This window comes from Niallia sp. FSL R7-0271 (assembly GCF_038005785.1).
Classification (GTDB): Bacteria; Bacillota; Bacilli; order Bacillales; family Cytobacillaceae; genus Niallia.
The window spans coordinates 122,044-142,148 of sequence record NZ_JBBOTZ010000001.1 but is presented as its reverse complement, the minus strand read 5'-3'; the positions used below and the strand labels follow the sequence as shown (position 1 = coordinate 142,148).

The 20,105-nt window shown below is 40.6% G+C and carries 24 protein-coding genes; all 24 read right to left on the bottom strand.

Annotated features, from left to right (window positions below; all coding sequences use genetic code 11):
- Positions 1-22: 22 nt before the first annotated feature.
- Complete coding sequence (gene rpsN / locus MKX82_RS00775) at positions 23-208, bottom strand: 30S ribosomal protein S14 (protein WP_009499044.1); 186 nt, start codon at positions 206-208, stop codon at positions 23-25.
- A 25-nt stretch (positions 209-233) separates the two neighbouring features.
- Positions 234-773 carry a 50S ribosomal protein L5 gene (gene rplE / locus MKX82_RS00770; protein ID WP_233318692.1) on the bottom strand — a complete coding sequence of 180 codons (540 nt, stop codon included), beginning with the start codon at positions 771-773 and terminating at the stop codon, positions 234-236.
- Between the two features lie 26 nt (positions 774-799).
- Positions 800-1,111 (bottom strand): 50S ribosomal protein L24, encoded by a 312-nt coding sequence (gene rplX, locus MKX82_RS00765; protein ID WP_233318690.1) that lies wholly within the window; start codon positions 1,109-1,111, stop codon positions 800-802.
- Positions 1,112-1,148: 37 nt separating this feature from the next.
- Entirely contained in the window at positions 1,149-1,517 is a 369-nt protein-coding gene (gene rplN / locus MKX82_RS00760) for a 50S ribosomal protein L14 (protein WP_016204567.1), read from the bottom strand.
- Positions 1,518-1,557: 40 nt separating this feature from the next.
- Positions 1,558-1,821, bottom strand: a complete 264-nt coding sequence (gene rpsQ / locus MKX82_RS00755; protein WP_233318739.1) for a 30S ribosomal protein S17 — start codon at positions 1,819-1,821, stop codon at positions 1,558-1,560.
- A 20-nt stretch (positions 1,822-1,841) separates the two neighbouring features.
- A complete protein-coding gene (rpmC, locus tag MKX82_RS00750; RefSeq protein WP_003351417.1) occupies positions 1,842-2,045 on the bottom strand; it encodes a 50S ribosomal protein L29 in 204 nt (67 codons plus the stop codon).
- Complete coding sequence (gene rplP, locus MKX82_RS00745; RefSeq protein ID WP_127742417.1) at positions 2,035-2,469, bottom strand: 50S ribosomal protein L16; 435 nt, start codon at positions 2,467-2,469, stop codon at positions 2,035-2,037. Before rplP ends, rpmC begins: the two co-directional genes overlap by 11 nt.
- A 2-nt stretch (positions 2,470-2,471) precedes the next feature.
- Positions 2,472-3,128, bottom strand: coding sequence for a 30S ribosomal protein S3 (rpsC, locus tag MKX82_RS00740; RefSeq protein ID WP_127742415.1), 657 nt, complete (start codon positions 3,126-3,128; stop codon positions 2,472-2,474).
- Positions 3,129-3,131: 3 nt separating this feature from the next.
- Entirely contained in the window at positions 3,132-3,473 is a 342-nt protein-coding gene (rplV, locus tag MKX82_RS00735) for a 50S ribosomal protein L22 (protein WP_233318686.1), read from the bottom strand.
- Between the two features lie 18 nt (positions 3,474-3,491).
- On the bottom strand, positions 3,492-3,770 hold the full coding sequence (gene rpsS / locus MKX82_RS00730; RefSeq protein ID WP_233318684.1) for a 30S ribosomal protein S19: 279 nt from the start codon (positions 3,768-3,770) through the stop codon (positions 3,492-3,494).
- A 60-nt stretch (positions 3,771-3,830) separates the two neighbouring features.
- A complete protein-coding gene (rplB, locus tag MKX82_RS00725; protein WP_233318682.1) occupies positions 3,831-4,661 on the bottom strand; it encodes a 50S ribosomal protein L2 in 831 nt (276 codons plus the stop codon).
- Between the two features lie 29 nt (positions 4,662-4,690).
- Entirely contained in the window at positions 4,691-4,975 is a 285-nt protein-coding gene (gene rplW, locus MKX82_RS00720) for a 50S ribosomal protein L23 (RefSeq protein ID WP_144458335.1), read from the bottom strand.
- Positions 4,975-5,598, bottom strand: coding sequence for a 50S ribosomal protein L4 (gene rplD, locus MKX82_RS00715; RefSeq protein WP_233318680.1), 624 nt, complete (start codon positions 5,596-5,598; stop codon positions 4,975-4,977). Before rplD ends, rplW begins: the two co-directional genes overlap by 1 nt.
- 28 nt (positions 5,599-5,626) lie before the next feature.
- Positions 5,627-6,253: a 50S ribosomal protein L3 gene (gene rplC / locus MKX82_RS00710; protein ID WP_233318678.1), complete on the bottom strand. Its 627-nt coding sequence runs from the start codon at positions 6,251-6,253 to the stop codon at positions 5,627-5,629.
- A gap of 38 nt (positions 6,254-6,291) precedes the next feature.
- A complete protein-coding gene (rpsJ, locus tag MKX82_RS00705) occupies positions 6,292-6,600 on the bottom strand; it encodes a 30S ribosomal protein S10 (RefSeq protein WP_233318676.1) in 309 nt (102 codons plus the stop codon).
- Entirely contained in the window at positions 6,600-6,740 is a 141-nt protein-coding gene (locus MKX82_RS00700; RefSeq protein ID WP_237940537.1) for a hypothetical protein, read from the bottom strand. The genes rpsJ and MKX82_RS00700 overlap by 1 nt, the downstream gene beginning before the upstream one ends.
- Before the next feature lie 252 nt (positions 6,741-6,992).
- The gene (gene tuf / locus MKX82_RS00695; RefSeq protein WP_233318674.1) at positions 6,993-8,180 is read right to left on the bottom strand and encodes an elongation factor Tu; all 1,188 of its coding nucleotides are present in this window, start codon (positions 8,178-8,180) and stop codon (positions 6,993-6,995) included.
- A gap of 113 nt (positions 8,181-8,293) precedes the next feature.
- The gene (fusA, locus tag MKX82_RS00690) at positions 8,294-10,369 is read right to left on the bottom strand and encodes an elongation factor G (protein ID WP_233318672.1); all 2,076 of its coding nucleotides are present in this window, start codon (positions 10,367-10,369) and stop codon (positions 8,294-8,296) included.
- Positions 10,370-10,414: 45 nt separating this feature from the next.
- Positions 10,415-10,885 (bottom strand): 30S ribosomal protein S7, encoded by a 471-nt coding sequence (gene rpsG / locus MKX82_RS00685; RefSeq protein WP_127742395.1) that lies wholly within the window; start codon positions 10,883-10,885, stop codon positions 10,415-10,417.
- A 42-nt stretch (positions 10,886-10,927) separates the two neighbouring features.
- On the bottom strand, positions 10,928-11,350 hold the full coding sequence (gene rpsL / locus MKX82_RS00680; protein WP_233318670.1) for a 30S ribosomal protein S12: 423 nt from the start codon (positions 11,348-11,350) through the stop codon (positions 10,928-10,930).
- A gap of 103 nt (positions 11,351-11,453) precedes the next feature.
- The gene (locus MKX82_RS00675) at positions 11,454-11,702 is read right to left on the bottom strand and encodes a 50S ribosomal protein L7ae-like protein (RefSeq protein ID WP_233318668.1); all 249 of its coding nucleotides are present in this window, start codon (positions 11,700-11,702) and stop codon (positions 11,454-11,456) included.
- Positions 11,703-11,887: 185 nt separating this feature from the next.
- Positions 11,888-15,487 (bottom strand): DNA-directed RNA polymerase subunit beta', encoded by a 3,600-nt coding sequence (rpoC, locus tag MKX82_RS00670; RefSeq protein ID WP_233318666.1) that lies wholly within the window; start codon positions 15,485-15,487, stop codon positions 11,888-11,890.
- A gap of 120 nt (positions 15,488-15,607) precedes the next feature.
- Positions 15,608-19,168 (bottom strand): DNA-directed RNA polymerase subunit beta, encoded by a 3,561-nt coding sequence (gene rpoB / locus MKX82_RS00665; protein WP_233318664.1) that lies wholly within the window; start codon positions 19,166-19,168, stop codon positions 15,608-15,610.
- 244 nt (positions 19,169-19,412) lie between these two features.
- Entirely contained in the window at positions 19,413-20,018 is a 606-nt protein-coding gene (locus MKX82_RS00660; RefSeq protein WP_233318662.1) for a class I SAM-dependent methyltransferase, read from the bottom strand.
- Between the last annotated feature and the right edge of the window lie 87 nt (positions 20,019-20,105).

The window sequence follows — 20,105 nt, the reverse complement described above, 5'->3', positions numbered from 1 at the left end:
ACCTCCTTCCCATAATGGGGTTTTACCAGCTAGCTTTTTTCACACCAGGAATTTGTCCCTTATATGCTAATTCACGGAAACAAATACGGCAAAGCTTAAATTTACGGTACACAGAATGTGGACGTCCGCAGCGTTCGCAGCGAGTATATTCTTGTACTTTATATTTAGGCGTGCGTTTTTGTTTCGCAATCATTGACTTCTTAGCCACATTTACGCCTCCCTCTAATTAGAGATTACTTTTGGAACGGCATTCCAAATTGAGTTAATAATTCACGAGCTTCTTCATCAGTGTTAGCTGTAGTAACGATAACAATATCCATACCTCTAACTTTGTTTACTTTATCGTAATCAACTTCAGGGAAGATCAATTGTTCTTTAACACCTAGAGTGTAGTTTCCACGGCCGTCAAAAGATTTCTTAGAAACACCGCGGAAGTCACGAACACGTGGTAGAGAAACAGATACTAGTTTATCGAAAAACTCATACATGCGTTCTCCACGAAGTGTAACTTTCGCACCGATTGGCATACCTTCACGTAGACGGAAGCCTGCGATAGATTTCTTTGCACGAGTGATTACTGGCTTTTGACCAGAAATTACTGTCAATTCTTCTACTGCAATGTCCAATGCTTTAGCATTTGCAACTGCTTCACCAACACCCATGTTGATAACAATTTTCTCAAGCTTTGGAACTTGCATTACAGATTTATAGTTGAACTTGCTCATAAGAGCAGGTACAGTTTCTTTTGTGTACTTTTCTTTTAGGCGGTTCATTCATAGTACCTCCCTTCTTTTTTAAACTATTTATCTAGAATTTCACCGGATTTTTTCGCTACGCGTACTTTTTTACCATCAACAGATGTAGATCCTACACGTGTAGGTTCACCTGTTTTAGGATCGATAGGCATAACGTTGGATACATGAATAGCTGCTTCCTGGTCATTGATTCCACCTTGTGGATTCAACTGGGATGGCTTGTTGTGTTTCTTAACAATGTTTACTCCTTCAACTAGCACACGGCTCTTTTTAGGGAACGCTGCAAGAACTACACCAGTTTTGCCTTTATCCTTACCAGAGATGACCATTACTTTGTCACCTTTTTTAACATGCATCTTTTCGCACCTCCTTAAAGGCAATTGAATTTATGATTTATAGTACTTCTGGAGCTAATGATACAATCTTCATGAAGTTGTTATCGCGAAGTTCGCGAGCAACTGGTCCAAAGATACGAGTTCCACGTGGACTCTTATCATCACGGATAATTACACATGCGTTTTCATCGAAACGAATGTAAGTACCGTCTGCGCGGCGTACACCACTCTTTGTTCTTACTACTACTGCTTTTACTACGTCACCTTTTTTAACAACGCCACCTGGTGTTGCTTGTTTCACAGTAACAACGATGATATCACCGATATTAGCAGTTTTGCGGCCTGAACCACCAAGAACTTTAATAGTTAGTACTTCACGAGCACCAGAGTTGTCAGCAACTTTCAAACGTGATTCTTGTTGAATCATGTGTGTAACCTCCCTTCGGGATGAAGCTTATTCCGAACAATTAGATAATAACTGCTTTTTCTACTACTTCTACAAGACGGAAACGTTTTGTAGCTGATAATGGACGTGTTTCCATAATACGTACAACATCGCCAATTTTAGCTGTATTTTGCTCATCGTGAGCTTTATACTTTTTAGAGTATTTCACGCGTTTGCCATATAGTGGGTGTTTTTTGTACGTTTCAACAACAACAGTAACGGTTTTATCCATTTTGTCAGAAACAACACGGCCAGTATAGACTTTGCGTTGATTGCGTTCGCTCATCATACGAACCTCCTCTCACGTTATCGATTATTGACGCCGATTTCTCTTTCACGAATTACTGTTTTCATGCGAGCAATCGCTTTGCGTACTTCACGAATGCGAGCTGTATTTTCAAGTTGTCCTGTCGCTAATTGAAAGCGAAGGTTGAAAAGCTCTTCTTTTAAAGATTTAACTTTTTGTTCAATTTCTGCAGTGGTAAGGTCACGAATTTCATTAGCTTTCATTAGTTTCACCACCAATTTCTTCACGTTTTACAAACTTACATTTTACTGGAAGCTTGTGTGATGCAAGGCGAAGTGCTTCACGAGCGATCTCTTCAGAAACACCAGCAATTTCGAACATAATTTTACCAGGCTTAACAACTGCTACCCAACCTTCTGGAGCACCCTTACCGGAACCCATGCGGACTTCTAGAGGCTTTGCAGTGTAAGGCTTATGTGGGAAAATTTTAATCCAAACTTTACCGCCACGTTTCATGTAACGAGTCATCGCGATACGAGCGGATTCAATTTGACGGTTAGTAATCCAAGATGCTTCTAAAGATTGTAGACCGTATTCACCGAAAGTTACTTCTGTGCCGCCTTTTGCTTGACCGCGCATTTTTCCACGGTGTACACGACGGTATTTAACACGTTTAGGTAGTAACATTATTATTTGCCTCCTTCCTCAGTTTTCTTCTTCGTTGGAAGGATCTCTCCACGATAGATCCAAACTTTAACGCCTAATTTACCATAAGTAGTATCTGCTTCTGCTGTAGCGTAATCAATGTCAGCACGTAGAGTATGCAAAGGAACAGTTCCTTCACTATAAGACTCAGAACGAGCGATATCTGCTCCGCCTAGACGACCTGATACCATAGTTTTGATACCTTTAGCACCCGCACGCATTGAACGTTGGATAGCTTGTTTTTGAGCGCGACGGAAAGATACACGGTTTTCTAATTGACGAGCAATGTTCTCAGCAACTAGTTTTGCATCCATGTCCGCTCTTTTAATTTCAAGAATATTGATGTGTACACGTTTGCCAGTAAGTGAGTTTAAAGCTTTGCGTAAAGCTTCAACTTCTGTACCACCTTTACCGATAACCATTCCTGGTTTAGCAGTGTGAACAGTAACATTCAAACGGTTAGCAGCACGTTCGATTTCTACTTTAGAAACAGAAGCGTCGTTTAAACGTTTTGTAATGTACTCACGTACTTTAAGGTCTTCGTGTAAAAGATCAGCATAGTCTTTGCCTGCGTACCATTTAGATTCCCAATCACGGATGATCCCGACACGCAAACCGACTGGATTTACTTTTTGACCCACTGATTACCCCTCCTTCTTTTCTGATACAACGATAGTGATGTGGCTAGTACGTTTGTTGATTTGACTTGCACGACCCATCGCACGTGGACGGAAACGTTTAAGTGTTGGTCCTTCGTTAACGTATGCTTGCTCAACCACTAGGTTATTGATATCCATTTCGTAGTTATGCTCTGCATTTGCAATAGCAGACTTTAGAACTTTTTCAACGATAGGAGAAGCAGCTTTTGGAGTTAACTTCAAAATTGATACTGCTTCACCTACTTGCTTACCTCGAATTAAATCTACGACTAAACGAGCTTTACGAGGAGCAATACGAACTGTATTTGCAACAGCTTTAGCTTGCATGTGAATGCCCTCCTCTCATTAACGTCTTGTTTTCTTATCGTCACTTGCATGACCTTTGTAAGTACGGGATGGAGCGAATTCTCCAAGTTTGTGACCTACCATGTCTTCAGTGATGTAAACAGGTACATGCTTACGACCATCATAAACAGCGATTGTTTGACCGATGAATTGTGGGAAGATAGTAGAACGACGAGACCAAGTTTTGATAACTTGTTTCTTATCAGACTCACTTAATTTTTCGATCTTTGTTAGTAAATGATCATCAACAAAAGGCCCTTTTTTTAAGCTGCGACCCATGATTGAACCTCCCTTCGTGATTGTTCTACGGTTCTTATTATGAACCGTAGTTCAACCCCGTTATTTTTTACGGCTACGTACGATAAATTTATCTGATTTGTTTTTCTTCTTGCGAGTTTTAGCACCAAGAGTTGGTTTACCCCAAGGAGACATTGGTGATTTACGTCCGATTGGAGCGCGTCCTTCACCACCACCGTGTGGATGGTCGTTAGGGTTCATTACAGATCCACGAACAGTTGGGCGTTTGCCTAACCAGCGAGAGCGACCTGCTTTACCAATCTTGATTAATTCGTGTTGTTCGTTACCAACTTGACCGATTGACGCACGGCAAGTAGCAAGAACTAGACGAACTTCACCAGAATTTAAACGTACAAGTACGTATTTACCTTCTTTACCAAGTACTTGTGCAGAAGTGCCTGCAGAACGAACCAATTGTCCGCCTTTACCTGGTTTTAATTCGATGTTGTGGATAACAGTACCCACTGGAATGTTAGCTAGTGGAAGTGCATTACCTGGCTTGATATCAGCCTCTGGTCCTGACATTACTTCTAAGCCAACTTCTAGATTTTTTGGTGCAAGAATGTAGCGTTTTTCACCGTCTACATAGTTGATTAACGCGATGTTAGCAGATCTGTTTGGATCATACTCAATTGTAGCAACGCGTCCTGGAATGCCATCTTTGTCACGTTTGAAATCAATCACACGATATTGACGCTTATGGCCTCCACCTTGATGACGAACAGTTAACTTACCTTGGTTATTACGGCCGCCTTTTCTGTGTAAAGGAGCAAGCAATGATTTTTCTGGAGTACTTGTAGTGATTTCACTAAAGTCAGAAGAAGTCATGTTGCGTCGACCATTAGAGGTAGGTTTGTATTTTTTAATCGCCATTTGTGTTCCCTCCTCTTCTCAGTTATATATTAAGCTTCGAAAAATTCGATTTCTTTGCTGTCAGCTGTTAGTTTAACAATTGCCTTACGACGTTTGTTAGTGTAGCCTCCGAAACGGCCCATACGCTTGAACTTACCTTTGTAGTTCATGATGTTTACTTTCTCAACTTCAACGCCAAAGATTTCTTCTACAGCATCTTTAACTTGAGTTTTGTTAGCTCTAACATCAACTTCAAACGTATATTTTTTCTCAGCCATTAAGTCAGTAGAACGTTCTGTGATAACGGGGCGCTTAATAGTATCGCGTGCATCCATTATGCAAGCACCTCCTCTACTTTTTCAACTGCTGCTTTCGTCATGATTAATTTATCATGATTTAATACATCTAATACTGTAACATCAGAAGCAGATACAACAGTGATTCCAGGGATGTTACGAGCAGATAATGCTACGTTCTCATCTAGGTCAGCTGTTACGATAAGTGCTTTCTTCTCTACAGAAAGATTACCTAAAACAGTTTTGAATTCTTTTGTTTTTGGTGCATCGAAAGCAAGGCTTTGCAATACTAAAATGCTTTCTTCTAATACTTTAGTAGAAAGTGCAGATTTGATTGCTAGTCTGCGTACCTTTTTAGGCAATTTGTAGCTGTAGCTACGTGGAACTGGTCCAAACACTGTTCCACCACCACGCCATTGCGGAGATCTGATAGAACCTTGACGTGCACGTCCTGTGCCTTTTTGGCGCCATGGCTTACGGCCACCACCAGCAACCTCAGAACGAATTTTTGTTTTATGTGTACCTTGACGTAAAGAAGCTCTTTGCATAACAACTGCTTCGAAAAGAACGTGGTTGTTAGGCTCGATACCGAATACAGAATCCTTTAATTCGATATCTCCAGCTTGAGTACCGTCTTGGTTGAATAATGCAACTTTAGGCATTCTTGTTTCCTCCTTTCCGGATTACTAATTATGCTTTAACAGCACTTTTTACTTTTAATAGAGCTTTTTTAGCTCCTGGTACGTTACCTTTAATCAATAGAAGGTTACGCTCAACATCAACCTTAACGATTTCTAGGTTTTGAACAGTTACTTGCTCTCCGCCCATGCGTCCTGGTAATGCTTTACCTTTGAATACACGGTTTGGAGCTACTGGACCCATTGAACCTGGGCGACGGTGGTAGCGAGAACCGTGAGCCATTGGCCCGCGTGATTGTCCGTGGCGCTTGATAGAGCCTTGGAAACCTTTACCTTTAGATATTCCTGTAACATCAACGATATCGCCTTCAGCGAATACGTCTACTTTGACTTCTTGACCAACTTCGTACTCTGCTAAGCTAACTTCTCGCAATTCACGAACGAAGCGCTTAGGAGCAGTGTTTGCTTTAGCAACGTGTCCTTTTTCAGGTTTGTTAGACAACTTTTCACGTTTATCTTCGAAACCGATTTGAACAGCTTCATAGCCGTCTGTTTCAACAGATTTCTTTTGAAGTACAACGTTTTGAGCAGCTTCAACTACTGTTACCGGGATAAGATCGCCGTTTTCAGCAAAAACTTGAGTCATACCAATTTTTCTTCCTAAGATTCCTTTGGTCATTTCAGTCACACCTCCTGATAGTTATATATTTATTTCAATTAAAGTTTAATTTCGATATCTACACCTGATGGTAAATCCAAACGCATTAATGAATCAACAGTTTGTGGTGTTGGGTTCACAATATCGATTAGACGTTTGTGCGTACGCATTTCAAATTGCTCACGAGAATCTTTATATTTATGAACCGCACGTAGGATTGTGTATATAGACTTTTCAGTTGGTAACGGAATAGGTCCAGATACAGCAGCACCAGAACGTTTTGCAGTTTCAACAATTTTCTCAGCAGATTGATCTAAAATCTTGTGATCATACGCTTTTAAACGGATACGGATTTTTTGTTTTGCCATTATTTTCCCTCCTTTTCGCCTATTTTAAAATAGACATTCTCCGCAGAAATTTCCCACACACTCGCCATGGCAAAGCGGCCGGGTGTGTCAGCAACCTTCTGCATCATCGCAGTCAAAGACCAACATTGTCTATTATACATAAACATTCTAAGAAAAGCAATACTTAAATTATTTTTCTTTTTACGTTTTGTACACTTTGATTATTATACAGCGACTATCGTTATATTTCAACCCATTAATGAATAGTCATAAAATTACAATCTATTCTTCAATAATTATGTAGAATAATAAATAACAAAATTACATCATATATATAGAAGAAACTAAGATCACTTTCGTTATTTCTAAATAAAAACGAGCCGGTTAGACCGGCCCGTTTATTTTAAAGGTTATTATTCAACGATTGTAGCAACTACGCCAGCGCCTACAGTACGTCCACCCTCACGGATAGAGAATTTAGTACCTTCTTCGATAGCGATAGAAGAAATCAATTCAACATCCATTTCGATGTTGTCGCCAGGCATAACCATTTCTACACCTTCAGGAAGGTTGCAGATACCAGTTACGTCAGTTGTACGGAAGTAGAACTGTGGGCGGTAGTTTGTGAAGAATGGAGTATGACGTCCACCTTCTTCTTTAGACAATACGTAAACTTCAGCTTTGAATTTTACGTGTGGAGTAATTGTGCCTGGTTTAGCCAATACTTGACCACGTTGGATATCTTCACGAGCAACCCCACGAAGAAGTGCACCAATGTTGTCACCAGCTTCAGCATAATCAAGCAATTTACGGAACATTTCTACACCAGTTACAGTAGTAGATTTTTTCTCTTCAGCAAGACCGATGATGTCTACAACGTCACCGACTTTAACTTGTCCACGCTCAACACGTCCAGTAGCAACTGTACCACGACCTGTGATTGAGAATACGTCCTCAACAGGCATCATGAATGGTTTTTCAGTGTCACGAGCTGGTGTTGGGATGTACTCATCAACTGCAGCCATAAGCTCGTTGATTTTTTCTTCCCACTCTGCTTCACCTTCAAGAGCTTTAAGAGCAGAACCTTTGATAACTGGAATGTCATCACCAGGGAACTCATACTCAGAAAGAAGGTCGCGAACTTCCATTTCAACTAGTTCAAGAAGCTCTTCGTCATCAACCATGTCACATTTGTTCAAGAATACAACTAGGTGAGGTACACCAACTTGGCGAGACAATAGGATGTGCTCACGAGTTTGTGGCATTGGACCATCAGTTGCAGAAACAACTAGGATACCGCCGTCCATTTGTGCAGCACCAGTGATCATGTTTTTAACATAGTCAGCATGTCCTGGGCAGTCAACGTGTGCATAGTGACGAGTAGCAGTTTCGTACTCAACGTGTGCAGTTGAGATTGTGATTCCACGCTCGCGCTCTTCAGGAGCTGCGTCGATTTGGTCGTAACCTTTAGCTTCCCCACCGCCTGCTTTAGCAAGTACAGTAGTGATAGCAGCTGTTAGAGTTGTTTTACCATGGTCAACGTGACCAATAGTTCCGATATTTACATGGGGCTTTGAACGATCATATTTAGCTTTTGCCATTAGGAAAATCCTCCTTTGATTTGTAAAAATTAAGTATGGGAGCTGTGATATTTATATCACAGCTTTATTGCTTACATAGTAGTTATACTTCATTGAAAAGGTAAAATCAATCATTACCCTTTATTTTTTTTGATGATCTCTTCAGAGATTGATTTTGGCACTTCTTCGTAGTGGTCAAATGTCATTGAGAACACACCACGACCTTGTGTGCTAGAACGTAGAGTTGTAGCATATCCAAACATCTCAGAAAGTGGAACCATCGCACGAACTACTTGTGCGTTACCACGAGCTTCCATTCCTTCTACGCGTCCACGGCGAGAAGTAATGTTACCCATGATATCACCCATGTATTCTTCAGGGATGATTACTTCAACTTTCATTACTGGCTCAAGAATTACAGGGTTACATTTTGAAGCAGCATTTTTAAGTGCCATAGAAGCGGCAATTTTAAACGCCATTTCAGATGAGTCAACATCATGGTATGATCCATCAAACAATTTAGCTTTAATGTCTACCAATGGGTAACCTGCAAGTACTCCTCTTTCTAATGCATCTTCTAGACCAGCTTGAACTGGTGCGATGTATTCACGAGGAACAACACCACCGACGATAGCATTTTCGAATTCGAAGCCTTTACCTTCTTCGTTTGGAGCGAATTCGATCCAAACATGGCCGTATTGTCCGCGTCCACCAGATTGACGTGAGAACTTACCTTCAACTGCAGCAGAAGAACGGAATGTTTCACGGTATGCAACCTGAGGAGCACCAACATTAGCTTCAACCTTGAATTCACGACGCATACGGTCTACTAAAATATCCAAGTGAAGCTCACCCATACCAGCGATGATTACTTGTCCAGTTTCCTGGTTAGTATGCGCACGGAATGTAGGATCTTCTTCTTGTAGTTTTTGTAGAGCTGTTGTCATTTTATCTTGGTCAGCTTTTGATTTTGGTTCAATAGACAATTCAATAACTGGCTCTGGGAATTCCATAGACTCTAGAATTACTAGGTTTTTGTCATCACATAGAGTATCTCCAGTTGTTGTATCTTTTAAACCAACAGCTGCAGCGATGTCTCCAGCATGTACTTCTGTAATCTCTTCACGGCTGTTAGCATGCATTTGTAGGATACGTCCTACACGCTCACGCTTACCTTTAGTAGAGTTTTGTACGTAAGAACCTGAGCTCAATGTACCAGAATAAACACGGAAGAAAGTTAATTTACCAACATAAGGGTCAGTCATAACTTTAAACGCCAATGCAGCGAATGGCTCATCATCACTTGATGGTCTTGTTACTTCTTCTTCTGAATTAGGAATTGTACCTTTAATTGCTGGTACGTCTAATGGAGAAGGCAAGTAATCAATTACTGCATCAAGCATTTTTTGAACACCTTTGTTTTTGAAGGCAGATCCACAAATTACTGGATAGAATTCAACGTTTACAGTTCCTTTACGGATTGCAGCTTTCAATTCTTCTTTAGTAATTTCTTCTCCACCAAGATATTTTTCCATTAAGTCTTCATCAAGTTCTGCTACTGCTTCAACCAATTTTTCACGGTATTCTTCAGCAAGATCTTTGTACTCTTCAGGAATTTCTCTATCTTCAATATCTGTTCCAAGGTCATTACCATAGAACGTTGCCTTCATTTCAACTAGGTCAATAATGCCTTCGAATTGATCTTCAGCACCGATTGGAAGTTGAATTGCATGAGCATTAGCTTGAAGACGGTCATGCAAAGTTTTTAATGAATAAAGGAAGTCAGCTCCGATTTTATCCATTTTGTTAACAAATACAACACGAGGTACACCGTAAGTTGTTGCTTGGCGCCAAACTGTTTCAGTTTGAGGCTCAACACCAGACTGTGCATCCAATACTGCTACAGCACCATCTAATACACGAAGAGAACGTTCAACTTCAACAGTGAAGTCTACGTGTCCTGGAGTATCGATAATGTTTACACGATTACCTTTCCATTGTGCAGTTGTTGCTGCAGATGTGATCGTGATACCACGTTCTTGTTCTTGCTCCATCCAGTCCATTTGAGATGCACCTTCGTGAGTTTCACCAATTTTGTGGATACGACCAGTATAGTAAAGTACGCGCTCAGTTGTAGTCGTTTTACCAGCATCGATGTGAGCCATGATGCCGATATTACGAGTATTTTCTAAGGAGAACTCTCTAGCCATTGGTTTTTCTCCTTCCATAAGAAAGTATTTTTTAGATTTTTGATCTTACCAACGATAGTGAGCAAACGCTTTGTTTGCTTCTGCCATTTTGTGTGTATCTTCACGCTTTTTAACTGATGCACCAGTGTTGTTAGCTGCATCAAGAATTTCGTTAGCTAATCTCTCTTCCATCGTTTTCTCACCGCGAAGACGAGCGTAGTTAACTAACCAGCGAAGACCTAAAGTAGTACGTCTGTCTGGACGAACCTCCACTGGTACTTGATAGTTAGAACCACCAACACGGCGTGCTTTAACTTCAAGTACTGGCATGATGTTCTTAAGAGCTTGATCGAATACTTCGATAGCCTCTTGTCCAGAACGTTGTGCAACGATATCAAAAGCTGAGTATAGGATAGCTTGAGATTTACCTCTCTTACCATCTATCATCATTTTGTTAATCAAACGAGATACAAGTTTAGAATTGTATATTGGATCTGGTAATACGTCTCTTTTTGCTACAGGACCTTTACGTGGCATTTGATTTCCTCCTTTCAACCAATTGTTATATTATTTGTTTTATTATTTTTTTGCTGCTTTTGGTTTTTTAGTACCGTATTTAGAACGACCTTGCATACGGTTGTTAACACCAGCTGTGTCAAGAGCACCACGTACGATATGGTAACGTACCCCTGGTAAATCTTTTACACGTCCTCCACGGATTAGTACAACACTGTGTTCTTGTAGGTTGTGACCAATTCCTGGGATGTAAGCTGTAACCTCGATACCGTTAGTCAAACGTACACGAGCATATTTACGCAACGCTGAGTTTGGTTTTTTCGGTGTCATTGTACCAACACGAGTACATACCCCGCGTTTTTGAGGTGAAGATACATCAGTTTGTGTTTTTTTGAAGCTGTTATAACCTTTGTTTAACGCAGGAGACTTCGACTTCTCTTGAGCAGATTGACGAGGCTTGCGCACTAATTGGTTAATAGTTGGCATTTAATTTTCCTCCCTTCCATTTATGTTTGAAGTCCACACATCCAGGTGGTTCATATTAGGGCAAAAACAAAGTTTTCATGGTTCAAATCCATAAAAACAGTTTTTAATTATTTATGGCAACAGTTGCTGCGCCTACTTCTATACCACATGATTTGCCGAGCTTCATCATGGAATCCACAAGTATGATTGGGATGTTCGCTTCATTGGCAGCTTCAGTTACCTTTCCAATTATAAATGGATCTGCATCTTCAGCAACTACTACTTCTGCTACTTTCCCAGCCTTTAACGCTTTTACTGTTTGCTTTGTTCCTACTACTATTTTTTTGGCCTGTGATACTTTTTCATAAGACATAAGATATCCTCCAAAGCAACAGGTGAATAGGAGCACCTTTGATATAGTATCATCTATGAAAATAGATGTCAATTCTTTTCCCAAAAAAATTAAATATTACTTACAATGAACCAACAGCAAGATCTAACTTACGGTTACACTTATTAGACCTTGCCTATTGGAATTCATTGTTTTATACCAGTAAATTACTCAACTGGAACAGATTCTTCTGTTGTTTCGTCCACAGTAATTGGTTCTGCATGACGGTATCTAGGCATACCTGTACCTGCTGGAACAAGTTTACCAATGATAACATTTTCTTTCAATCCAAGCAATTCATCACGTTTACCTTTAATAGCTGCATCTGTAAGAACTCTTGTAGTTTCTTGGAATGATGCTGCAGATAGGAATGAATCAGTTTCAAGAGATGCTTTTGTAATACCTAGCAATACTGGTCTTCCAGTTGCAGGTAGTTTACCTTCTCTTAAAGCTTTTGCGTTTGCATCAGTAAATTGGTGAATATCTAATAGTGTACCTGGCAATACTTCTGTTTCACCAGCATCAACTACGCGCACTTTACGAAGCATTTGGCGAACCATTACCTCAACGTGCTTATCTCCAATTTCAACCCCTTGCATACGATAAACTTTTTGAACTTCGCGAAGAAGATACTCTTGTACTGCAGTAACGTTCTTCACTTTAATTAATTCTTTCGGATCGATAGAACCCTCAGTCAATTCTTGACCTTGTTCAACTCTATCATCAATCTTCACTTTAAGTCTTGCAGTATATGGTGCAGTATACGTTCTTGTTTCAAGTTCACCTTGAACTACAATCTCATGCTGACGGTCTCTTCCTTCGTTGATTCCGACAATAACCCCTGCCATTTCTGTAATAACAGCCTGACCTTTAGGGTTACGCGCTTCAAAAATCTCTTGAATACGAGGTAGACCTTGTGTGATATCGTCTCCAGCAACCCCACCTGTATGGAATGTACGCATTGTCAACTGAGTTCCTGGCTCACCGATAGATTGGGCAGCAATAATACCAACTGCTTCACCAACTTCAACTTCTTGGCCAGTTGCAAGGTTGCGTCCGTAACATTTTTTACATACGCCATGGCGAGTGTTACATGTGAATGCAGAGCGAATCCACACTTCTTTAATGTCAGCAGCTACGATTTCAACAGCAAGATCTTCTGTGATAAGCTCATTTTCTGCTACAATAACTGCATTTGTTTCTGGATGTCTGATTGGTCTTCTTGCATAACGTCCAATTAGACGCTCATCCAACGGCTCAATGATTTCTGTGCCTTCTTTAAGTGCTGCAACAAGCAAGCCTCTGTCTGTACCACAGTCATCATCACGGACAATGACATCTTGTGCTACGTCAACAAGACGGCGAGTCAAGTAACCAGAATCCGCTGTTTTAAGTGCTGTATCGGCAAGACCTTTACGAGCACCATGTGTTGAAATGAAGTATTCCAATACTGTTAATCCTTCACGGAAACTTGAGATGATAGGTAACTCGATAATTCTACCAGCCGGGTTGGCCATCAATCCGCGCATACCAGCTAACTGTGTAAAGTTAGATGCGTTACCACGGGCACCGGAATCACTCATCATAAAGATTGGATTTCGTTTATCCAATGATTTCATCAGTTTCGCTTGGATAACATCCTTAGCGGAACTCCAAATCGAAATTACTCTGTCATAACGCTCTTCTTCTGTGATTAGACCACGTCTGAATTGCTTCATAACATTGTCTACTTTACCTTGTGCTTCATCGATAATTTCTTGTTTTTCACCAAGAACGACGATATCTGCAACCCCAACTGTGATACCAGCTTTTGTGGAGTGTCTGAAGCCAAGATCCTTCATTCTATCAAGCATCTTAGAAGTTTCAGTGATTTTGAATCGCTTGAATACTTCCGCGATAATATTTCCAAGTATTTTCTTCTTGAACGGCTCAATGATTGGCATTGCTTGAATCGCTGCACGCACATCTGTGCCTTGCTCCACGAAGAATCTTTCTGGAGTCTTTTCTTCAAGATTAGCTTTTGTTGGTTCGTTAATGTATGGGAAAGATTCAGGAAGAATTTCGTTGAATACTAATTTCCCTACAGTCGTTAATAATAGCTGATTGTTTTGCTCTTCAGTGAATGTTTGGTTATTCAAAGAGCTTGCACGTACAGCAACACGAGTGTGTAAATGAACATAACCGTTTTGGTATGCTAACAGCGCCTCGCTCGTATCATTGAAGATCATACCTTCACCAACAGCGCCTTCTCTTTCAAGAGTCAAGTAATAGTTACCTAGAACCATATCCTGTGACGGTGTAACAACCGGTTTTCCATCCTTAGGGTTCAAGATGTTCTGAGCAGCGAGCATAAGCAATCTAGCTTCAGCTTGTGCTTCAGAAGATAATGGAACATGGACAGCCATTTGGTCACCATCGAAGTCAGCGTTATATGCTGTACAAACAAGTGGATGCAAACGGATAGCGCGACCTTCTACTAGAGTAGGTTCAAACGCTTGGATACCAAGTCTGTGCAATGTCGGTGCACGGTTAAGCAATACTGGATGCTCTCTGATAACTTCTTCTAAGACATCCCATACTTCTGGTTGTACTCTTTCGATTTTACGCTTAGCAGATTTAATGTTATGCGCCAAACCTTTTTCAACCAATTCTTTCATAACGAAAGGCTTGAATAATTCTAGTGCCATCTCTCTTGGAAGTCCGCACTGATACATTTTCAAGTTCGGTCCAACTACGATAACAGAACGACCTGAGTAGTCAACACGTTTACCCAGCAAGTTTTGACGGAAACGACCTTGTTTCCCTTTAAGCATATGAGAAAGAGATTTAAGCGGTCTGTTACCTGGTCCTGTAACCGGACGGCCACGGCGACCATTATCGATAAGCGCATCTACTGCTTCTTGAAGCATGCGTTTTTCGTTTTGAACAATGATGCTTGGAGCACCTAAATCTAATAATCTTTTCAGACGATTATTACGGTTGATTACACGGCGATATAGATCGTTAAGGTCAGATGTTGCAAAACGTCCACCATCCAATTGAACCATCGGGCGCAATTCTGGAGGAATAACAGGAAGCACATCTAGGATCATCCAAGAAGGCTCATTGCCTGAACCGCGGAATGCTTCTAGAACTTCCAGTCTTTTAATTGCACGTGTACGGCGTTGGCCTTGTGCTGTTTTCAACTCTTCTTTTAAGCCTTCTACATCCTTGTTTAAATCTATGTCTGAAAGAAGCTTTTTAATTGCCTCAGCACCCATAGATGCTTGGAATTTAACACCGTACTTGTCGCGGTAAGCGCGAAATTCTTTTTCAGAAAGAAGCTGTTTCTTTTCAAGTGCAGTATCACCTGGGTCTGTCACTACATATGAAGCAAAGTAGATAACTTCTTCTAAAGCACGTGGTGACATATCCAATACAAGACCCATACGGCTAGGGATGCCTTTGAAGTACCAAATGTGAGAAACAGGTGCTGCTAGTTCAATATGACCCATACGCTCACGGCGTACTTTAGCGCGAGTTACCTCTACACCACAACGGTCACAGACTACACCTTTATATCTTACACGCTTGTATTTCCCACAATGACATTCCCAGTCTTTTGTAGGACCAAAAATACGCTCACAGAATAAGCCGTCTTTTTCTGGTTTTAAAGTTCTATAGTTAATTGTTTCAGGTTTTTTTACCTCACCAAATGACCATGAACGGATTTTGTCCGGTGAAGCCAAACCTATTTTCATAAATTCAAAATTGTTTACATCCAACAAGGGTCCTACCTCCCTTTTGATCTTCAGGCTAAGCCCTACATACATTTGCTAATACGTGTTTAATTTAGGAAGGCTGACCCCTTTTCACTAGCGTCAGCCTCCCTCCAAAATTGCGTCAAGTTACTCTTGCATGCCTACTTTTTCTGATTCAGGCTCTTGTGCATCTGGTGCTATTGTTAGAGATTCAGCTTGTTGAATATCATCATCATCTTCTGTATCTCGCATTTCTATTTCTTCTTCTGTGCTGGATAGGATTTTAACATCCAATCCTAAGCTTTGAAGCTCTTTCATTAATACACGGAATGATTCAGGAACACCTGGTTCAGGTACATTCTCACCTTTTACAATGGCTTCATATGTTTTCACACGACCAACTACGTCATCTGATTTAACAGTAAGAATCTCTTGCAAAGTATAAGCCGCACCGTATGCTTCAAGTGCCCAAACCTCCATCTCACCGAAACGCTGTCCGCCGAATTGCGCTTTACCGCCCAATGGCTGCTGCGTAACAAGAGAGTAAGGACCAGTTGATCTAGCATGAAGCTTATCATCAACCATGTGTGCAAGTTTAATCATGTACATGACACCGACAGATACTCTGTTATCAAACGGTTCACCTGTACGTCCATCATAAAGAACTGTTTTAGCATCTTGAGCCATTCCAGCTTCTCTAATTGTTTCCCAAACATCTTCCTCACGAGCACCATCAAATACAGGTGATGCAACATGGATATTCAAGCTTCGTGCTGCCATACCTAAGTGCAGCTCAAGAACCTGACCGATGTTCATACGAGATGGAACCCCAAGTGGGTTTAACATGATATCAACAGGTGTACCATCAGGTAGATATGGCATATCTTCTTCAGGTAAGATTCGGGAAATAACCCCTTTGTTACCATGACGTCCCGCCATTTTATCTCCTTCGTGGATTTTACGTTTTTGTACGATATAAACGCGTACAAGCTGGTTAACACCTGGTGGCAGTTCATCTCCGTCTTCACGGTTAAACACCTTCACGTCGTGGACAATTCCGCCGCCGCCGTGTGGTACACGAAGACTTGTATCGCGCACTTCACGTGCTTTTTCTCCGAAGATTGCATGAAGTAGACGCTCTTCTGCAGTAAGTTCTGTTACTCCTTTTGGAGTTACTTTACCAACAAGAAGGTCTCCATCTTTCACTTCAGCACCAACACGGATAATTCCGCGGTCATCCAAGTTGCGAAGAGCATCTTCCCCAACGTTTGGAATGTCACGTGTAATTTCTTCAGGTCCTAGTTTCGTATCACGAGACTCTGACTCATATTCTTCAATATGAATAGATGTATACACATCGTCTTTAACAAGGCGTTCGCTCATGATGATGGCATCTTCATAGTTATAGCCATCCCATGTCATGAAGGCAACAAGAACGTTTCTTCCTAGAGCCAGTTCTCCCAATTCCATAGAAGGTCCGTCAGCAAGGATTTCACCTTTTGTTACTCTGTTCCCAACAGCTACAATAGGTCTTTGGTTGTAGCAAGTTCCTTGGTTAGAACGAATGAATTTAAGCATTCTATATTTATCTAAGTTACCTTTAACTTCTTGACCGTCAATAACAGTAACTCTTCTTACCCACACTTCACGTGCTTCAACATGTTCAACAATACCTTCATGCTTACAGATAACAGCAGCACCTGAGTCTTTACCAGAAACATATTCCATTCCAGTACCTACTCTTGGAGCTTCCGGCTGCATCAAAGGCACAGCTTGACGTTGCATGTTCGCTCCCATAAGGGCACGGTTCGAGTCATCATTTTCTAAGAACGGAATACATGCTGTCGCTGCAGACACAACCTGTTTAGGAGATACATCCATATAGTCGATGCGATCGCGTTTAACAACAGTGTTTTCCCCTCTGAAACGTGCAACTACTTCCTCATCTAGGAAAGAACCGTCATCGCCAAGGCGAGAATTCGCTTGGGCAACAACATAGTTGTCTTCCTCATCAGCAGTCAAGTAATCGATATGATTCGTTACTTGGCCTGTCTCTGCATCTACACGTCTATACGGCGTTTCAATGAAACCAAAACGGTTCACTTTCGCAAATGAAGACAAGGAGTTGATCAAACCAATGTTCGGTCCCTCTGGAGTTTCAATTGGACACATACGTCCATAGTGAGAGTAGTGAACATCACGTACTTCGAAACCAGCACGTTCACGTGTCAAACCACCAGGTCCCAATGCAGATAAACGACGTTTATGAGTCAACTCAGCAAGCGGGTTTGTTTGGTCCATGAACTGTGAAAGCTGTGAGCTTCCGAAGAATTCTTTAATAGACGCAATAACAGGTCTGATATTAATCAATTGTTGCGGAGTAATCGTGTTTGTATCCTGAATAGACATTCTTTCACGAACTACACGCTCCATTCTTGATAAACCGATGCGGAATTGGTTTTGAAGCAATTCCCCAACAGAACGCAGACGTCTGTTACCTAAGTGGTCGATATCATCTGTCAGACCAACACCATGAAGCAGGTTAAAGAAATAACTGATTGATGAAATGATATCTGCAGGAGAGATGTTTTTAACAGCTTCCTCTACATATGCATTGCTAATAACGTTAATTTCTTTTTCTCCATCATCAATTGGTGCATAGATTTTAACAGATTGAACTGTTACATCATCTTCTAAAACGCCACCGTATGGGTTAAGAGTTTTAAAGCCGATGTTATTTTCCAAGTTAGGAATGATACGGTCCAATGCACGTCTGTCTAAAAGAGTACCCTTCTCTGCGATAATTTCGCCTGTTTCAGGGTCCACAAGTGTTTCTGCCAAACGTTGGCCGAACAATCTATTTTTGATATGAAGCTTTTTATTAATTTTATATCTACCTACATTTGCTAAGTCATATCTCTTTGGATCAAAGAATCTTGACACCAATAGACTTTTCGCATTTTCAACAGTAGGCGGCTCACCAGGACGTAAACGCTCATAAATTTCTAAAAGAGCTTTCTCCGTACCTTCTGTGTTATCTTTTTCAAGAGTATTTCGCAAGTATTCATTGTCCCCGATTAAGTCAAGAATCTCTTGATCGGATCCAAATCCTAACGCACGCAATAATACTGTTATTGGAAGTTTACGTGTACGGTCAATACGCACATACACTACATCCTTCGCGTCTGTTTCGTACTCTAGCCAAGCACCACGGTTTGGAATTACAGTAGCAGTAAATCCTTTTTTACCGTTTTTATCTAATTTACCATTATAGTAAACACTTGGAGAACGAACTAACTGTGATACGATTACACGTTCTGCACCGTTAATTACGAACGTACCAGTCTCTGTCATAAGTGGGAAATCACCCATGAATACATCCTGGTCCTTTACTTCCCCTGTTTCTTTGTTAACAAGACGAACCTTTACACGCAATGGTGCTGAATATGTAACATCTCGCTCTTTTGATTCCTCGACAGAGTACTTTGGTTCACCTAAACTGTAGTCGATAAAATCCAATGATAAGTTGCCAGTAAAATCTTCAATTGGTGAAATATCTTGGAACATTTCACGCAATCCCTCATCTAGAAACCATTGATAGGAAGAGGTTTGGATTTCTATTAGATTTGGTAATTCTAAAACTTCACTAATTCGTGCATAGCTTCTGCGCTGGCGGTGTCGTCCATACTGAACAAGTTGACCTGTCAACTGATTCACCCCTCAAATCAAACGTTATAGTACATCTATTAACATCTTATAAACAGCATACAATGTTATTTATAAGACAAAAAGAAAAAGGGTTTTCAAAACAAAAAACCGCATTTTTCATATTTCAAGTATTATTTTGTTAGCTTTTCCGAAATCCACCAATTTTATACATTAATTGAATAAAAAAATGGATAAAAGAAAAATAATATATTGGCATTATACAATGCTATCACAACGATTCGGACTAGTCAATCCTTTTTGCTTTTATAATAAAATAACCTTTTTGCTTATCAACAACATCTACTTCTTGGAATAACTGTTCCAGTTTTTCCAAAGCAGATGGAGCTCCCTGTTTTTTTTGAATAACAACCCACAGCTCTCCATTATTGATGAGATGCTCATAGCTTTGTTCAAATATATCATGGACAACCTTTTTTCCTGCGCGGATTGGCGGATTTGTTAAGATACTTGCAAATTTGTTCCCTTTTACCTGCAGTAGTCTGTCACTCTCATAAATAACAACATTGCCAATTTGATTGAGAGCAGCATTTTCTTTCGCTAGTGCCAATGCTCTTTCATTGACATCAACCATATGCACTTTTCTATCCATTGCTTCTTTTGCAATAGAGAGTCCGATTGGACCATACCCGCAACCTACATCAAGTATGTCGCCATCAACTTCTGGGTATGTAAAAGCCTCGATTAATACCCGTGAACCGAAGTCTACTTCTTTCTTGGAGAACACCCCATTGTCTGTCTTAAAACGAAATTTGTTTTCTTTTAGGGTAAAGTCCCAATAATTTGGATCACTGCTAACATTCTGGGAACGAGAGTAATAATGTTCAGTCATACTTGACCACCTCCATGGAGATTTAATAGAAGAAATGCTTCCGAGGATATTAACAAAATGTATTTTAACATTTGTTTATTTCAAGGT

Excerpts from the sequence above, each read along its gene's own strand:
- rplE (WP_233318692.1), bottom strand. The coding sequence starts at position 773 with ATGAACCGCCTAAAAGAAAAGTACACAAAAGAAACTGTACCTGCTCTT.
- rplX (WP_233318690.1), bottom strand. The coding sequence starts at position 1,111 with ATGCATGTTAAAAAAGGTGACAAAGTAATGGTCATCTCTGGTAAGGAT.
- rplN (WP_016204567.1), bottom strand. The coding sequence starts at position 1,517 with ATGATTCAACAAGAATCACGTTTGAAAGTTGCTGACAACTCTGGTGCT.
- rpsQ (WP_233318739.1), bottom strand. The coding sequence starts at position 1,821 with ATGAGCGAACGCAATCAACGCAAAGTCTATACTGGCCGTGTTGTTTCT.
- rpmC (WP_003351417.1), bottom strand. The coding sequence starts at position 2,045 with ATGAAAGCTAATGAAATTCGTGACCTTACCACTGCAGAAATTGAACAA.
- rplP (WP_127742417.1), bottom strand. The coding sequence starts at position 2,469 with ATGTTACTACCTAAACGTGTTAAATACCGTCGTGTACACCGTGGAAAA.
- rplV (WP_233318686.1), bottom strand. The coding sequence starts at position 3,473 with ATGCAAGCTAAAGCTGTTGCAAATACAGTTCGTATTGCTCCTCGTAAA.
- rpsS (WP_233318684.1), bottom strand. The coding sequence starts at position 3,770 with ATGGGTCGCAGCTTAAAAAAAGGGCCTTTTGTTGATGATCATTTACTA.
- rplB (WP_233318682.1), bottom strand. The coding sequence starts at position 4,661 with ATGGCGATTAAAAAATACAAACCTACCTCTAATGGTCGACGCAACATG.
- rplW (WP_144458335.1), bottom strand. The coding sequence starts at position 4,975 with ATGGATGCACGCGATACTATTAAGCGCCCCGTTATCACAGAACGTTCT.
- rplD (WP_233318680.1), bottom strand. The coding sequence starts at position 5,598 with ATGCCTAAAGTTGCATTATTCAACCAAGACGGTACTCAAGCTGGAGAT.
- rplC (WP_233318678.1), bottom strand. The coding sequence starts at position 6,253 with ATGACCAAAGGAATCTTAGGAAGAAAAATTGGTATGACTCAAGTTTTT.
- rpsJ (WP_233318676.1), bottom strand. The coding sequence starts at position 6,600 with ATGGCAAAACAAAAAATCCGTATCCGTTTAAAAGCGTATGATCACAAG.
- MKX82_RS00700 (WP_237940537.1), bottom strand. The coding sequence starts at position 6,740 with ATGTATAATAGACAATGTTGGTCTTTGACTGCGATGATGCAGAAGGTT.
- tuf (WP_233318674.1), bottom strand. The coding sequence starts at position 8,180 with ATGGCAAAAGCTAAATATGATCGTTCAAAGCCCCATGTAAATATCGGA.
- fusA (WP_233318672.1), bottom strand. The coding sequence starts at position 10,369 with ATGGCTAGAGAGTTCTCCTTAGAAAATACTCGTAATATCGGCATCATG.
- rpsG (WP_127742395.1), bottom strand. The coding sequence starts at position 10,885 with ATGCCACGTAAAGGTCCTGTAGCAAAAAGAGACGTATTACCAGATCCA.
- rpsL (WP_233318670.1), bottom strand. The coding sequence starts at position 11,350 with ATGCCAACTATTAACCAATTAGTGCGCAAGCCTCGTCAATCTGCTCAA.
- MKX82_RS00675 (WP_233318668.1), bottom strand. The coding sequence starts at position 11,702 with ATGTCTTATGAAAAAGTATCACAGGCCAAAAAAATAGTAGTAGGAACA.
- MKX82_RS00660 (WP_233318662.1), bottom strand. The coding sequence starts at position 20,018 with ATGACTGAACATTATTACTCTCGTTCCCAGAATGTTAGCAGTGATCCA.